A 16175-nucleotide genomic window follows, 5' to 3' on the forward strand; every position below is an offset into this window, starting at 1 on the left:
AGAACGAAAAACAATAGAGAATGAATGAAATATTTTGTATATTTAAATAATAAGGGAGTGAGAAAGTGAAGATAGTTGATGGTCATTGTGATGTATTAGTAAAAATGTTTTTGGACCCTTCCATTGAGTTTCAGTATTCGCAGCAGCTTCAGGCTAATCTCAATCGATTATTAGCCGGTGATGTGAAAGTCCAATTGTTTGCTATTTATGTACCAGAGAAAATTCATCCAGAATTAAAGTTTAACGCAGCACTACAAATGGTTGATATTTTTTATGAGAAAATAGTTAAACCTCATCCTCAAGTGAAGGTAATTCAGTCGAGTGATGATCTTCAAGGATTACAGGAAAATGAAATAGGGGCGGTTTTAACTCTAGAAGGCTGTGATGCGATTTACAATGATGAAGTGAAATTAAAATCGCTGTTAAGGTTAGGTGTACAATCGGTCGGCTTAACTTGGAATTACGGAAATTTTGTTGCCGATGGTGTATTAGAGGAGAATGCAGGAGGACTATCACGATTTGGCAAAAAGGTTATTGAAATATTAAATGAACGCAATATATTATGTGATGTCTCTCATATAGCAGAAAAAGGCTTCTGGGATGTAATGGATATAGCTAAGAGACCGTTTGCTTCACACTCTAATTGTCTTCATTATTGTTCACATCCAAGGAATTTAACCGATGACCAAATTCGAGCTCTTATTAAGAAAGATGGTTTGATTGGATTGACTTTTGTTAGAGAATTCTTAAATGAGCCACATAGAGCTTCAATCAATGATGTATTAAAACATATTGATCATATCTGCTCCCTTGGTGGAGAAGACCATATTGGCCTTGGTTCAGACTTTGATGGCACTGAACCACCACTAAGAGGGCTTGAGCATGCTGGAGAATATCAATATTTGATTGACACATTATTACAGCACTTTCCACACGATGTCGTAGAAAAGATTACCTATTATAATTTTAAAAATATGTTATTTAGTAGATAAATAGATGAATTTTTCAAAACTATCTAAAAAAATAAACAAATCTATCAATTATTTAATCTTAAAGGCTTGCAATTTTACATTGTTAGGTCTAGAATTGAAAGCGTTTAGTACGTTAAATGGTGAAATGGATGTATAAAAAGAGATTATACAAGTTATTTACATATTTCTCATGTAATAAAAGGGGTGTAGGACATGGTGAAACAACTTTCGTGGAAGGTTGGCGGACAACAAGGCGAAGGAATTGAAAGTACTGGTGAAATATTTTCTATTGCATTGAATCGCCTTGGCTATTATTTATACGGATACCGTCATTTTTCTTCTCGTATCAAAGGGGGGCATACGAATAATAAAATTCGTGTGAGTACCTCTCAAACTCGGTCTGTTGCGGATGATTTAGACGTTCTTGTGGCGTTTGACCAAGAAACGATAGATGTCAATTATAAAGAGTTACATGATGGTGGGATTATCTTAGCAGATGCAAAATTTAATCCAGTGAAACCAGAAGATACAAACGCGCTACTTCTATCCATTCCATTTACACAAATGGCGACTGATCTGGGTACATCACTGATGAAAAATATGGTCGCTGTAGGCTCAACTTGTGCCGTTTTAAATTTGGATGTGGAAGTTTTCAAAGAAGTGGTAGAAGAGATTTTTGCTCGCAAAGGACAAGCCGTTGTAGATAAAAATATGGAAGCGATAAAAGCTGGCTATGATACAACAGTTGAACAATTAGGTAAAACAGATGGCTTGATGCAGTTGGATGAAGCGGATGGTAAGAAAAGAATGTTCATGATCGGAAATGATGCCATTGCTCTGGGTGCATTAGCTGCAGGAAGTCGATTTATGGCTGCTTATCCAATTACACCAGCCTCGGAAATTATGGAGTATCTAATAAAAAAATTACCTGAACTTGGTGGTACTGTTATTCAGACAGAGGATGAAATTGCTGCTGCAACTATGGCGATTGGTGCTAACTATGCAGGAGTACGTGCTTTCACAGCCTCAGCCGGCCCAGGATTATCTTTGAAAATGGAATCGATTGGCCTAGCGGGTATTACAGAGACACCATTAGTTATCGTTGATACTCAACGTGGTGGCCCGTCAACAGGTCTACCAACGAAACAAGAACAGTCAGATTTAATGGCTATGATTTATGGAACACATGGCGAAATTCCAAAAATTGTTCTTGCACCAAGTACAGTACAGGAAGCGTTTTATGATACTGCTGAAGCATTTAATCTAGCTGAAGAATATCAATGTCCTGTAATTGTTTTATCAGATCTACAATTATCATTAGGTAAACAAACAGTGGAACCGTTGAATTTTAATGAAGTAGAAATTCGCCGTGGGAAGCTGCAAGGTGATCTACCTGAAATAGATAGCAAAGAATATTTTAAACGTTATGAAGTGACGGAGGATGGCGTATCGCCAAGGGTAATCCCAGGGATGAAATATGGAATCCACCATGTTACAGGTGTAGAGCATGATCAATCTGGAAAACCATCGGAATCAGCAGCAAATCGTATTCAACAAATGGATAAACGGTTCCGTAAAATTGAAAATGTGAAATTTAATACACCAGTATATAAAAATGCCCCTCATGAAGAAGCAGACTTGTTATTAGTTGGTTTCATTTCAACAAGAGGTGCAATTGAAGAAGCGATTACTAGATTAGAAGCAGACGGTTTGAAGGTTAATCACGCACATATTCGTTTGATTCATCCATTCCCAACTGATGAGTTAATGCCGTTAGTTGCATCTGCTAAAAAGGTTGTGGTGGTTGAAAACAATGCCACTGGACAGTTAGCAAATATTATCAAAATGAATGTTGGACATGCGAATAAAATCATTAAATATAATAAGTACGACGGGAATCCTTTCTTGCCGCACGAAATCCATACAAAGTGCAAGGAGTTGTTCTAAATGGCTACGTTTAAAGACTTTCGAAATAATGTAAAACCGAATTGGTGCCCAGGCTGTGGTGACTTCTCTGTTCAAGCTGCTATTCAACGCGCATCAGCTAATGTTGGTTTAGAACCTGAAGAGTTAGCTGTAGTATCTGGAATTGGTTGTTCTGGACGAATTTCTGGCTATATTAATTCATATGGATTTCACGGAATCCATGGACGTTCATTACCGATTGCTCAAGGTGTTAAGATGGCGAATAAGGACTTAACGGTTATTGCTTCTGGTGGTGATGGGGATGGCTTTGCTATCGGTATGGGGCATACGATTCATGCTATTCGCCGCAATATTAATGTTACGTATATCGTAATGGATAACCAAATTTATGGCTTAACTAAGGGCCAAACATCTCCGCGTTCATCTACCGGTTTTAAAACAAAATCAACACCTGAAGGTTCCATTGAACAAGCGATTTCACCAATGGAAATGGCTTTAACGGCAGGAGCTACGTTTGTTGCACAAAGTTTTTCAACCGACTTGAAAGATTTAACTGCTCTCATTGAACAAGGAATTCAACATGATGGATTTTCACTTATTAATGTGTTTAGTCCATGTGTCACTTATAACAAAATCAATACGTATGATTGGTTTAAAGCGAACTTAACTAAATTAAAAGATATTGAAGGATACGATTCTTCCAATAGAGAACAAGCAATGCAAACCTTAATGAAACACGAAGGATTAGTAACTGGACTTATTTATCAAGACACAGAGCGTAAGTCTTATCAGGAAATGCTACATGGTTATTCAGAGACACCGTTAGCAAAGGCTGATTTAAACTTAGATCAAGCGTACTTTGATAAGTTAGTAGAAGAATTTATGTAAATTAAATAAAAGACTTAAGAGAATCCATTGTTGATTTTCTTAGGTCTTTTTTATTCTTTATAGAATGTACGCCTATTTTTAATACTTTCCTACGAAAAAGAATAGATCAGGTGCATTGCTATTGTGTTCAATAGAAATACGCTTTATACTATAGTAATGTGTATAGAAATAATGGATAGAAATCGCCTACAGTATCATAGAAAGGGGCATGTCGTAAATGAATGAAAAACAAAGATTAGAAAGTCAACAAGTAAAGGTCGCAAATCCTGCGGACAAAAAATCCGAAAAGGATTACAGTAAGTATTTTGAACATGTGTATACAGCTCCATCTTTAAAGGATGCGAAGAAACGTGGAAAAGAAGATGTCAAATACCATAAGGATTTTGAAATACCGAGTGAATTTGCCGGCTTAGGGGAAGGTCGTAAGTTCTATATCCGTACATATGGATGTCAAATGAATGAGCATGACACGGAAGTAATGGCAGGGATTTTTATGAATTTAGGCTATGAACCAACTGAATCCGTAGATGATGCCAATGTGATTCTTCTAAATACTTGTGCCATCCGTGAAAATGCGGAAAATAAGGTGTTTGGTGAACTCGGACATTTGAAACATTTAAAACAGCAAAATCCTGATTTACTTATCGGTGTTTGTGGGTGTATGTCTCAAGAAGAATCTGTCGTTAATAAGATTCTTAAAACATATAACCAAGTAGATATGGTGTTCGGAACACATAATATTCACCGCTTGCCAAATATTTTACAAGAAGCTTATATGTCTAAGGAAATGGTACTTGAAGTTTGGTCTAAAGAAGGCGATGTGATTGAAAATTTACCTAAAGTGAGAAGAGGTAATATCAAGGCTTGGGTAAATATTATGTATGGCTGTGATAAATTCTGTACGTATTGCATTGTTCCTTATACAAGAGGAAAAGAGAGAAGTCGCAGACCGGAAGATATCATTCAAGAAGTTCGTCAACTAGCGGCAAAAGGCTATCAAGAAATTACTTTATTAGGACAAAATGTGAATGCTTACGGTAAAGACTTTAAAGACATAAAGTATGGTCTTGGGGATTTAATGGATGAAATTCATAAAATTGATATTCCTAGGGTCCGTTTTACAACTAGTCATCCACGTGACTTTGATGACCATCTCATTGAAGTGCTTGCAAAAGGCGGCAACCTTGTAGAACATATTCATTTACCTGTACAATCAGGTTCGAATGATGTATTGAAAATTATGGCTAGAAAGTATACCAGAGAACAGTTTCTAGAGTTAGTACGCAAAATAAAAGAAAACATACCAGGAGCAACTTTTACTACGGATATAATTGTTGGTTATCCGAATGAAACTGAAGAACAGTTCGAGGAAACGATGTCGCTCTATCGTGAAGTAGGTTTTGAAGCGGCGTATACTTTTATCTATTCTCCTCGTGAAGGTACACCTGCTGCGAAAATGAAGGATAATGTACCAATGGAAGTGAAGAAGGAACGCTTACAAAGATTAAACGCGCTAGTAAATGAAATATCTGCTGAATCTATGAAGAAATACCAAGATGAAATAGTTGAAGTGTTAGTAGAAGGGGAAAGCAAAAACAACCCTGATACATTAGCAGGCTATACAAGAAAGAACAAGTTGGTAAACTTTAAAGGACCGAAGACAGCAATAGGAAAAATCGTCAAGGTGAAAGTGACGGATGCTAAAACTTGGTCACTTAATGGTGAGATGATTGAAGAAAAAGAAAATCTTGAGGTGAGCTAAGATGGCGAAGTATTCTAAAGATGATATTGTAAAGCGTGCAAGAGAACTAGCTGTAATGATTGCTGAAACGGAAGAAGTAGATTTCTTTAAACGTGCGGAAGCACAAATTAATGAGAATGAAAAAGTTTCAAAGATTATTACGCAAATTAAAGGTCTACAAAAACAAGCGGTTAATTTACAACATTATGGGAAAGAGGAAGCTTTAAGAAAAACAGAAGCGAAAATTGATTCTCTTGAAGAAGAGCTAGATGCAATTCCTGTTGTTCAAGAGTTTAAACAATCTCAAGTGGATGTGAATGATTTATTACAAATTGTCTCTTCAGCCATTTCTAACAGAGTGACAGATGAGATTATTTCGTCAACTGGTGGCGATTTACTATCTGGTCAAACCGGTTCACAATTGAAAAATTCAGGCTGTCAACATTAAGAATGAAATTGAAGGGTGATCACAAGTCGATGTGATCACCCTTTTGATTTTTCACTATTGATATCAGCAGCTTTTAGAAACTTTTTTTATAAGTTTATTGTTCTTTAAGAAAGGAAGTGTTTCTCATGGATTACTTTAGACTTATGAATATATTCTTAGATTTCGAACTTCTTATTTTTGAATAGAATGATTATCAATATAGGTTAAATATGTGGATTTATCACCCTTTCCTTTATTGTGTAAGATGAAAATAGGGTCTTTTTTTGCTTGTTAAAAAATACATCACATTCAATGCAACAGTATTTATAACCAATTGCCTGCAATCCATAATCGCCCTTTTTAAAAGCAATAATACATCTGCATCGTTGTCGTTTTGGGCAATGATTGAATCGGTTGCAGCTGCACAACCTTTGTTGATGAAAAACTGTAAAGTTATAAAGATATTGTAAAAAAATAGTCTAAAGACCAGCAATAGTACCCAGCGCTGCTGATCTGTGCTTATTTAAACGGCTAATCTCACTTATGCATGTATCTTATTTGTTTCTATTGAGGAGTAAATTTATATCTCTAATTTTGCGCCGTTTTGTGAGAAATGAAAAAGTGTACTATAAGAAAAACAATATAATTGGGAACAAACTATACAGTAAGGTGAAATTTGAGAATTCAAATTTTCTACAAGTGAGATGCGTTTTCAAGATATTATTTAACTGACCAATTAATCCTTCGTAAGACAACTATCACAATAACGCCACTTCTATCCTCGTATGATTAATTTAACAGCTACGTGACAATCAATACCGGTATTTGAACCAAAATTGAGAGAGAATGTTTCAAGAGGTTGCTGAAAAATCTTTCCTAGATTGGGCCCTTGCCCACCTCAGTCCGTAACAATCGCCCGTATGCGGCATATGATAAAGCATGCTAATGGATTTGGCTAATTGCCCACAAGAAAATATGTCGCACACTAGTCTAATATCCCGCATAGGATGAATTGAAAATGAATGAGGAGGGTTCGCTCGCAATGGGAGACTATAGAGAGATAATAACGAAGGCAGTCGTTGCGAAAGGACGTAAGTTTATCCAGTCCAATCACACGGTTTGTCCTCAACACCACCCATCTAGTATTCTTGGTGCTTGGATCATTAACCATAAGTACAAAGCGAAAAAGGTGGGAAATACTGTAGAGGTTAGCGGAAGCTTTGATATCAATATCTGGTATTCTTATAAAGATAACACGCAAACTGAAGTAGTAACAGAATGCGTGGAATACAAAGATGTAATCAAAGTGAAGTATCGTGATGAAGAAATCCTTGACGATATTGAAGTTGTTGCACGGGTCGTTCAACAACCAAACTGTATTGAAGCAACAATCTCTAAAAATGGCAATAAAATTATTGTACATGTGGAGAGAGAGTTTATTGTTGAAGTCATTGGAGAAACAAAGATTTGTGTAGCAGTTGCTGATGCTGGTGACTGCGAAGATGAAGATTGGGGATTAGAAGCAGAAGATGAGGAATTTGAAGACTTAAACCCAGACTTCATCATTGGAACTGAAGAGGAATAAAAACTAACTAGGAGGTTTTACTTCCTAGTTTTTTTCTTTTTTCAAAGTGTTGAAGAGTTAAGGCGGGTAAGAGTATGAAGCATTTCTAATCGTTTGTTGACTTTCAAGTATGATATAATGAGATAAGAAAATAATAGATTATGAATTATGTGGAGGAAATTATGGCAGCAACATATACGCCGATGATACAACAATATTTAAGGGTAAAGGCAGATTATCAAGATGCCTTTTTATTTTTTCGTTTAGGCGATTTTTATGAGATGTTTTTTGACGATGCGATTTCAGCATCAAGAGAGTTAGAAATTACATTAACAAGTAGAGACGGAGGAGCTGAAGACCGCATACCGATGTGCGGGGTACCTTATCATTCAGCCCCGAATTATATCGAACGCTTAATTGAAAAAGGCTACAAAGTAGCCATATGTGAACAAACCGAAGATCCGAAACAGGCTAAAGGTGTAGTCAAAAGGGAAGTTGTTCAATTAATTACACCTGGGACTCGGATGGAAGGTAAGGGGTTAAATGAAAAGGAAAATAACTATATCGCTACAGTAAGCGCATTTGAAGATGATACTTATGGTTTTGCATATAGTGATTTATCAACAGGAGAAACAAAAGCGACCATTATAACTGATGGTTTTACTTCCATTTTGAATGAGCTTTCAGTTTCTAATGCGAAAGAAATTGTCGTCTCTTCGCAGTTCTCAGATAAATGGCTCAAAAAGATGAAAGAGAGAATGGTACTGACCATTTCTATTGAAGACGATATCCAAACTCGGGAAGTGTTTCAGGAAAGTATAGCAAAGTTAGCAAATGATCGACTGCGTGAAACAGTAATGAGATTATATAATTATTTATACAAAACACAAAAACGTAGCCTTGACCATTTGCAACTTGCTGAAGTGTATGAAGTGAACCAATTTATGAAAATTGATTACTTCTCGAAGAAAAACCTAGAACTAACTGAAACGATGCGTTCAAATGGAAAGAAAGGTTCACTTCTTTGGCTGCTGGATGAAACGAAAACAGCGATGGGTTCGAGAATGTTAAAACAATGGATAGATCGTCCGCTAATTAATAAGGATGCCATTATAGAACGACAATCAATGGTGGAAACTTTCATGAATCATTATTTCGAACGAGAAGAGCTAAGAGATACTTTAAAAGAGGTATATGACTTAGAGCGACTTGCAGGTAGAGTCGCATTCGGTAATGTCAATGCTCGTGACTTATTTCAATTGCAAAAATCATTACAGCAAGTACCCAAAATAGGTCATGTAGTGAATCAGTTAACGAATGACGTTGCTAAACAGTTGGCAAATGAACTTGATCCTTGTGAGGATGTAACCGACTTGTTAGAAAGAGCCATTACCGATAATCCCCCGTTAACCATCAAGGAAGGGAATATTATTGCTGACGGTTTTAATGAAGCACTCGATCAATATCGTGACGCAACGAAAAACGGTAAAAATTGGATCGCTCAGCTTGAGAAGAGAGAGAGAGAGAAGACAGGGATTAAGTCATTAAAAATCGGATACAATCGTGTCTTCGGATATTATATTGAAGTGACAAAGTCTAATCTTCATCTGTTAGAAGAAGGTTTATATGAACGAAAGCAAACCTTAACAAATGCTGAACGGTTTATTACTCCAGAGCTAAAAGAAAAAGAGGCATTAATTCTACAAGCGGAAGAAAAATCGGTTGAACTAGAATACACATTATTCTTAGAGGTAAGAGAACAGGTAAAAGAGCATATTCCACGCATCCAGAATCTTGCCAAGCTTATAAGTGAATTGGATGTATTGCAATGTTTCTCTGTGGTTAGCGAACAGCGGCAATACCATAAACCGACCTTTTCTAGTGAACGGAAAATCGTCATTGAGGACGGGAGACATCCGGTTGTTGAAAAAGTGATGAATGCGCAAGAATATGTAGCAAATGACTGTTATATGGATGATGAAAGAGAGTTGTTACTTATTACTGGACCTAATATGTCAGGTAAAAGTACATATATGCGACAAATTGCTTTAACCTCAATTTTGGCACAAGTTGGTTGTTTTGTTCCTGCCAAACAAGCGGTGTTACCTATTTTTGACCAAGTGTTTACTAGAATAGGTGCGGCAGATGATTTAATCTCTGGACAAAGCACATTTATGGTCGAGATGTTAGAAGCAAGGAATGCCATTGTTCATGCCACAGAAAATAGTCTTATCCTATTTGACGAAATTGGTAGGGGAACGTCGACCTATGATGGAATGGCCCTTGCTCAGGCGATTATTGAATATATTCACCACCATATTGGGGCGAAAACATTGTTCTCAACGCATTATCATGAGCTTACTGTTTTGGCAGAGGAGTTACCCCATTTAGAAAATGTGCATGTAAGTGCAGTTGAACAAAACGGGAAGGTCGTATTTCTCCATAAGATTAAAGAAGGCTCAGCAGATAAAAGTTATGGTATACATGTTGCCCAACTTGCAGAGCTACCGGAGACATTGATTCAAAGAGCAAACGAAATCCTTACGCGACTAGAAGCAAAGGATTCAACAAAAATAAATGCAACAGCAACAAAAATAGACGTACAAGAAGAAGCGGTTGGCCAATTGTCATTCTTTGAAGAAGAAACGCAAGCGAAAAGAGGAACAAATATTGCAACAAAGGAAAGAAAGTTGCTTGATCAGCTAAAGAAACTAGACATTCTAGAAATGACACCGATGACGGCATTAAATACCTTATATGAAATACAAAAAAAATTAAAATAAAGATTGAAAGGGTGAATCCTAATGGGTAAAATCAAGCTCTTAGATGATTATCTATCAAATAAAATCGCAGCAGGAGAAGTCGTTGAGCGTCCAGCATCTGTTGTAAAAGAATTAGTTGAAAATGCAATTGATGCAGGCAGTTCTGTTATAGAAGTGGAAGTAGAAGAAGCTGGCCTTTCAAGTATCCGCATCATCGATAATGGAGAAGGAATAGCAGAAGATGACGTTCTCCATGCGTTCCACCGACATGCGACAAGTAAAATCCAAGACGAGAGCGACCTATTTAGGATTCGCACATTAGGATTTAGAGGGGAAGCGTTGCCCTCTATTGCTTCCGTTTCCAAAGTTGAATTGAAGACTTGCCATAGTGATATAGGTACGAGAGTGGTGCTTGAAGGCGGAAAAGTTGTAACGATGGAAAAGGCAGCTAGTCGTAAAGGTACAGATATTACCGTGTCAGATTTGTTTTACAATACGCCGGCTAGACTTAAATATATGAAAACGATTCATACCGAATTAGGTAATATTACAGATGTCATGAATCGCTTATCTTTATCACACCCGGAGATTTCATTCAGGTTACTCCATAATGATAAGCAATTGTTAAAAACAACAGGTAATGGTGATGTTCGTCAAGTTTTAGCGGCGATCTATGGTTTAAATATTGTCAAAAAAATGATTCCCATTCAAACTCAGTCCCTTGACTTCAAGGTTTCTGGTTATGTAGCGTTACCAGAAATAACGAGAGCTTCGAGAAATTATATTTCAACGATGATCAATGGTAGGTTTATTAAAAACTACCCTTTAGTGAAAGCGATTCAGGAAGGTTATCATACATTATTGCCGATAGGACGGTATCCCATTGTTTTATTAAACATTGAAATGGACCCATTATTAGTAGATGTAAACGTTCATCCTTCTAAAATGGAAGTTCGGTTAAGTAAAGAGCATGAATTAAACGAATTAGTAACGGCCACCATTAAACAAGTCTTTAAAAAAGAAGAATTAATTCCAAGTGGCTTTACCGAAAAGAAAATAATTAAGCCAAAAGATGAACAAACATTCCTTCACCTCGATCATTTACCTGAAAGAAAACCATTTAAAGAGATCGAGCAAGAAAGGAAAGAAACAGAAGTACAATTCATCCAAGAAGATTCAGTAACACCAAATCAACAAGTAAAAAATACGATCTTTGAAACGGCTCCTGCAATAGAAGTTTCTGCTCCACCTAAAGAAGTGGATTCACAAGAAGGAGAAAATATAACGCTTGCAGAAGAAGAGGAATTCGTGCTTCCTTCTAGAGTCCCAGCGATGTATCCTATAGGTCAAATGCATGGTACCTATATTTTTGCACAAAATGATAATGGTTTGTATATCATTGACCAGCATGCGGCTCAGGAAAGAATCAAATATGAGTTTTTTAAGGAAAAGGTTGGGAAAGTAGAAAGTGAATTACAGGAGCTTTTGATTCCAATGACCTTTGAATATGCGAATGACGATGTGATAAAGATTGAAGAATATAAAGACGAACTTGAAAAAGTGGGAGTTTTCTTAGAGGAGTTTGGCCACAACAGTTATATCGTTCGTGCGCATCCACAATGGTTTCCTAAAGGAGAGGAACAAGAAACGATTGTGGATATGATAGAACAATTGCTGAATATGAAACGAGTGGATATAAAAAAACTGAGAGAAGAAGCGGCTATCATGATGAGTTGTAAAGGTTCCATAAAAGCAAATCGCCATTTACGTAACGATGAAATTCAAGCATTACTTGATGAGTTACGACAAACGAATGATCCCTTTACTTGTCCTCATGGTCGCCCAATTATCATTCATTATTCTATATATGAAATGGAAAAAATGTTTAAGCGTATTATGTAAGACTTGCTTTAAAGAGACCTTTGTTTTAAGAAGGATACAGGAAATCAACTCTAAAACGCTTATGGTCACATAAAAAGAGAGAACCGCAAAATTAGTGATACGCGGTTCTCTCTTTTTTAATTATTTCGCATTGGCTGTTTGTAATTTGTCCATGTATTTTAATGATTTTCCTGTTCCAATTGCGACGGATTCTAACGGATTTGGAGCAAGGTGAACAGGCACATCAATCTCTTGACTGATCCATTCTTGCATACCGTTAAGTAAAGCTCCACCGCCAGTTAAAATGACTCCACGGTCAACGATATCACCGCTTAATTCAGCAGGGCTATCTTCTAATGTTGCTCTTAGTGCTTCTAAAATACTGAGTAACGCTTCTTTCATCGCATCCCTAATTTCAAAGGAAGAAAGCTCAATGGTTTTTGGTAAACCAGTAACTAAATCTCTCCCACGTATCTCCATTTTTAATTCATCATGGTTAATCAGCGCATGGCCAATCTCAATTTTAATATTCTCTGCTGTTCTTTCACCAATAAGTACGTTGTATTCTTTACGCACATACTGAATAATATCATCGTCTAAACGGTCTCCGCCAATACGGACGGAGTGGCAAGCAACTACACCACCGAAGGAAATAATCGCCACTTCAGTTGAACCGCCACCTATGTCAACTACTACATTTGCTACTGGCTCATCGACTGGCATACCAGCGCCAATTGCTGCTGCAACAGGTTCCTCAATAACGAAAACTTTTTTTGCACCGGCGTTTCGTACTGCGTCTTGAATCGCTCTTCTTTCAACACTTGTCGACCCGGAAGGTGTACAAACAACAACACTCGGCTTTCTAATTGAGAAGCCACCAGCTTTTGCAGCTTTTTTCATAATATGACGTAACATTTCTGTTGTTGTATCGAAATCGGCAATTACCCCATCTTTTAGTGGGCGTATGGCGACAATTCGTCCCGGTGTTTTACCAATCATTTCTTTTGCTTCAGAGCCAACTGCAAGCACTTTTTTTGTTTCTGTATCAATCGCAACAACAGAAGGCTCATTGAGAGCGATTCCTTTTGCTTTACTATAAACAAGTATATTAGCTGTTCCTAAATCGATTCCAATTTCAGCATTTCCTATCATTATCAATCACCTAATTTCCTATAATTCTGCTTCGTCTCAATCCATTTTCATAAGACCATATTCATAAGACATCTTATCTTAAACTCCGCTTTTTATAAGGTAACATGAAACGACTATAGAAGCCTGAATGTAAATAAAACGTTATAAAAATGTAATCTCCACTGTAAAAAAGAATCGAATCCGCAATAAAAAAGGTTTAATTTGTAGAAAAAGGGTGAATAATGTTTGAGTATTGATTGTCTTTTTTCCTTCCTATGCTTATGGTACGATAAGGTAGAAATTGAAAGACTAAAAGGCAGTGTGAGTGAATGACAAATCAAAAAGAAAAAATCATTATTCTTATAGGACCTACTGCTGTAGGGAAAACAAAAACAAGTATTGAACTGGCAAAAAAATATAATGGTGAAATTATTAGTGGTGATTCCATGCAAATTTACAAAGGTATGGACATTGGTACAGCTAAAATAACGAAAGAAGAGACAGAAGGTATCAGCCATCATTTAATTGATATTAAAGAGCCAGATGAAAGTTTTTCGACAGCTGAATTTCAAACAATTGTCAGAGAAAAGATAACTGAAATCAGTAGTAAAGGGAAGTTACCCATTATTGTAGGGGGGACGGGACTATATATACAATCCGTTCTATTTGACTATCAATTTTCAAATGCCCCCTCAGATGATGATTTTCGATATCGCTTAGAGGAAAGGGCGAAAGTTGAAGGGAATGTTTGTATACATAAGGAATTACAGGTGGTCGATCCGGTATCTGCGGGAAAAATACATCCTAATAATATTCGAAGAGTGATTCGGGCTCTCGAAGTATACCATTGTACGGGAAAAACGATGACAGAATGGCAAAGTAAACAGGAACTTGAATCGGTATATAATGCCGCTGTAATCGGTTTAACAATGGACAGAGATCTTTTGTATAAACGAATTAATCAGAGAATAGATATGATGATGGATAATGGCCTATTGGAAGAGGTGAAAGGGTTTAGTGATAAGGGGTTGCAAAACTGTCAGTCCATGCAAGCGATAGGATATAAGGAATTCTACCCTTATTTTGATGGTTTGATTACTTTAGACGAAGCTGTTGATCAACTAAAGCAAAACTCACGAAGATATGCCAAAAGACAGCTAACCTGGTTTCGTAATAAACTGGATGTTAGTTGGATAGATATGAGTGAAGCTCTCGATTCAAAGGGTTTTCATAAAAAAATAAATGAAATTTATGTAACGATTGAAGGAAAGCTGAAAATTAAATCGAATACATAATAATAGAGATAAAAGAGGAGGATTTGTAATGAAAACATCAATCAATATCCAAGATCAATTTCTAAATCAATTGCGAAAAGATAATGCCAATGTGACAGTTTTCTTGTTAAACGGTTTCCAAATTAGGGGGCAAGTAAAGGGATTTGATAATTTTACTGTCCTATTTGAATCAGAAGGAAAACAACAACTTGTTTATAAGCACGCGATTTCAACATTTGCTCCTCAACGAAATGTATCGCTAGATATGGAACAAAAATAATAAAGTTGCCTTGTCGAGTCCGCAAATGATGCGGGCTTTTTCTTATGCTTTGACAATCTTGTTGGAAGAAATTCTGTTGTTCTATAATTTATATTTAATTATTAACAATTTTGTTTTCACTAAAAAAACTTTAATGATTTTCCTCCAAATTGAATATATATGAACAAGAAGACTCTAACTTCTAATAATAGAATAGGCTAAATAACGACTTGAGATAACGACTAGGCTTTTGTCACAATTAAGGCAATCTTAGCGTATACTGGTGCAAGAGAATGTGAGGTGAAAGCTATTGGATCAGCCGATTCGTTTGAAAAATAATGGACAAATCAGTATTGTACTAAATTCTCAAAAAAGAAAAGCCTTAACAAAGGAAATACCCGAACCGAATGTTGTACAAAAAACCTTACAATCAGAGCATCTTGCTCTTAGAGAAATTGAAGAAGAATTAGCTGCTTTAGTAGGCATGGAAGAAATGAAGAGAATGATTAAAGAAATTTATGCCTGGATCTATGTGAACAAGAAGCGAGAAGAAGCAGGACTGAAAGCGGGAAAGCAGTCCCTTCATATGATGTTCAAGGGAAACCCTGGTACAGGGAAAACAACGGTAGCGAGGTTAATAAGTAAGCTATTTCAAAAAATGGATGTTTTGACAAAGGGACATTTGATCGAAGCTGAAAGGGCTGACTTAGTAGGAGAATATATTGGCCATACAGCTCAAAAAACGAGAGATTTAATTAAAAAAGCAATCGGAGGCATACTTTTTATCGATGAAGCTTATTCCCTCGGTAGAGGAGGGGAAAAGGATTTTGGTAAAGAGGCAATCGATACATTAGTGAAACATATGGAAGATAAACAGCATGATTTTATACTGATTTTAGCCGGATATTCAAAAGAAATGGACTATTTTTTATCTTTAAATCCGGGTTTACATTCTAGGTTTCCGCTAGTTATAGATTTTCCAGATTATTCGATTGAACAACTAATGGAGATTGGGCAAAGAATGCTGAAACAAAAAGAGTACGTACTTAGTAGAGAAAGTGAAAGGAAATTAAAAGATCACTTACTTTGGGTGAAAACAGTCTTAAATCCACAAACATTTTCTAATGGAAGATATATAAGAAATATTATCGAAAAGGCAATACGCGCACAATCCATGAGGCTTTTAATGCAAAGTCATTATGACCGCCATGAATTAATGACTATTAGAAGCAACGACTTAGTTTTTGAAGAAGATGATTGACCTTGTTTTAGCTCCGATTAATTTAGGAGCTTGTTTTTGTTATTAATAGAGATGGAAATTGAATTAAGCAGAGCCAGTCTCCTACCTTTT

12 protein-coding genes are annotated in these 16175 nt (G+C 36.4%); 11 read left to right on the forward strand and 1 reads right to left on the reverse strand.

Annotated elements, in window-relative coordinates; translation table 11 throughout:
* Positions 1-65: 65 nt before the first annotated feature.
* The 8 genes from MKY26_RS04670 (at position 66) to mutL (ending at position 12181) form a co-directional block, all read left to right on the forward strand.
* Complete coding sequence (locus MKY26_RS04670) at positions 66-992, forward strand: dipeptidase (protein WP_095369457.1); 927 nt, start codon at positions 66-68, stop codon at positions 990-992.
* Between the two features lie 192 nt (positions 993-1184).
* Positions 1185-2918, forward strand: coding sequence for a 2-oxoacid:acceptor oxidoreductase subunit alpha (locus tag MKY26_RS04675; RefSeq protein ID WP_322909245.1), 1734 nt, complete (start codon positions 1185-1187; stop codon positions 2916-2918).
* On the forward strand, positions 2919-3785 hold the full coding sequence (locus MKY26_RS04680) for a 2-oxoacid:ferredoxin oxidoreductase subunit beta (protein WP_095369455.1): 867 nt from the start codon (positions 2919-2921) through the stop codon (positions 3783-3785).
* A 217-nt stretch (positions 3786-4002) separates the two neighbouring features.
* Entirely contained in the window at positions 4003-5547 is a 1545-nt protein-coding gene (miaB, locus tag MKY26_RS04685; protein ID WP_095369454.1) for a tRNA (N6-isopentenyl adenosine(37)-C2)-methylthiotransferase MiaB, read from the forward strand.
* A 1-nt stretch (position 5548) separates the two neighbouring features.
* The gene (locus MKY26_RS04690; RefSeq protein ID WP_095369453.1) at positions 5549-5974 is read left to right on the forward strand and encodes a RicAFT regulatory complex protein RicA family protein; all 426 of its coding nucleotides are present in this window, start codon (positions 5549-5551) and stop codon (positions 5972-5974) included.
* Between the two features lie 1021 nt (positions 5975-6995).
* The gene (locus MKY26_RS04695; protein WP_095369452.1) at positions 6996-7538 is read left to right on the forward strand and encodes an outer spore coat protein CotE; all 543 of its coding nucleotides are present in this window, start codon (positions 6996-6998) and stop codon (positions 7536-7538) included.
* Between the two features lie 161 nt (positions 7539-7699).
* Complete coding sequence (mutS, locus tag MKY26_RS04700; protein WP_322909249.1) at positions 7700-10300, forward strand: DNA mismatch repair protein MutS; 2601 nt, start codon at positions 7700-7702, stop codon at positions 10298-10300.
* 21 nt (positions 10301-10321) lie between these two features.
* On the forward strand, positions 10322-12181 hold the full coding sequence (gene mutL / locus MKY26_RS04705; RefSeq protein WP_328199161.1) for a DNA mismatch repair endonuclease MutL: 1860 nt from the start codon (positions 10322-10324) through the stop codon (positions 12179-12181).
* 120 nt (positions 12182-12301) lie between these two features.
* Here the strand turns inward: mutL and mreBH are convergent, their stop codons facing one another.
* A complete protein-coding gene (mreBH, locus tag MKY26_RS04710; protein WP_095369449.1) occupies positions 12302-13312 on the reverse strand; it encodes a rod-share determining protein MreBH in 1011 nt (336 codons plus the stop codon).
* 308 nt (positions 13313-13620) lie between these two features.
* Between mreBH and miaA the strand changes: the two genes are divergently transcribed.
* From miaA to spoVK, 3 genes are all read left to right on the forward strand, one after another.
* The gene (gene miaA, locus MKY26_RS04715) at positions 13621-14586 is read left to right on the forward strand and encodes a tRNA (adenosine(37)-N6)-dimethylallyltransferase MiaA (protein ID WP_095369448.1); all 966 of its coding nucleotides are present in this window, start codon (positions 13621-13623) and stop codon (positions 14584-14586) included.
* 28 nt (positions 14587-14614) lie between these two features.
* On the forward strand, positions 14615-14845 hold the full coding sequence (gene hfq / locus MKY26_RS04720; RefSeq protein ID WP_095369447.1) for an RNA chaperone Hfq: 231 nt from the start codon (positions 14615-14617) through the stop codon (positions 14843-14845).
* A 289-nt stretch (positions 14846-15134) separates the two neighbouring features.
* Complete coding sequence (gene spoVK, locus MKY26_RS04725) at positions 15135-16085, forward strand: stage V sporulation protein K (RefSeq protein ID WP_095369446.1); 951 nt, start codon at positions 15135-15137, stop codon at positions 16083-16085.
* The last annotated feature ends 90 nt before the right edge of the window (positions 16086-16175 follow it).

This window comes from Cytobacillus sp. FSL R7-0680 (assembly GCF_038009245.1).
GTDB classification, from domain to species: Bacteria; Bacillota; Bacilli; order Bacillales; family Cytobacillaceae; genus Cytobacillus; species Cytobacillus kochii.

What these genes read in the sequence shown, in the direction of transcription:
- MKY26_RS04675 (WP_322909245.1), top strand. Translation starts at nt 1,185, where the DNA reads ATGGTGAAACAACTTTCGTGGAAGGTTGGCGGACAACAAGGCGAAGGA.
- MKY26_RS04680 (WP_095369455.1), top strand. Translation starts at nt 2,919, where the DNA reads ATGGCTACGTTTAAAGACTTTCGAAATAATGTAAAACCGAATTGGTGC.
- miaB (WP_095369454.1), top strand. Translation starts at nt 4,003, where the DNA reads ATGAATGAAAAACAAAGATTAGAAAGTCAACAAGTAAAGGTCGCAAAT.
- MKY26_RS04690 (WP_095369453.1), top strand. Translation starts at nt 5,549, where the DNA reads ATGGCGAAGTATTCTAAAGATGATATTGTAAAGCGTGCAAGAGAACTA.
- MKY26_RS04695 (WP_095369452.1), top strand. Translation starts at nt 6,996, where the DNA reads ATGGGAGACTATAGAGAGATAATAACGAAGGCAGTCGTTGCGAAAGGA.
- mutS (WP_322909249.1), top strand. Translation starts at nt 7,700, where the DNA reads ATGGCAGCAACATATACGCCGATGATACAACAATATTTAAGGGTAAAG.
- mutL (WP_328199161.1), top strand. Translation starts at nt 10,322, where the DNA reads ATGGGTAAAATCAAGCTCTTAGATGATTATCTATCAAATAAAATCGCA.
- mreBH (WP_095369449.1), bottom strand. Translation starts at nt 13,312, where the DNA reads ATGATAGGAAATGCTGAAATTGGAATCGATTTAGGAACAGCTAATATA.
- miaA (WP_095369448.1), top strand. Translation starts at nt 13,621, where the DNA reads ATGACAAATCAAAAAGAAAAAATCATTATTCTTATAGGACCTACTGCT.
- hfq (WP_095369447.1), top strand. Translation starts at nt 14,615, where the DNA reads ATGAAAACATCAATCAATATCCAAGATCAATTTCTAAATCAATTGCGA.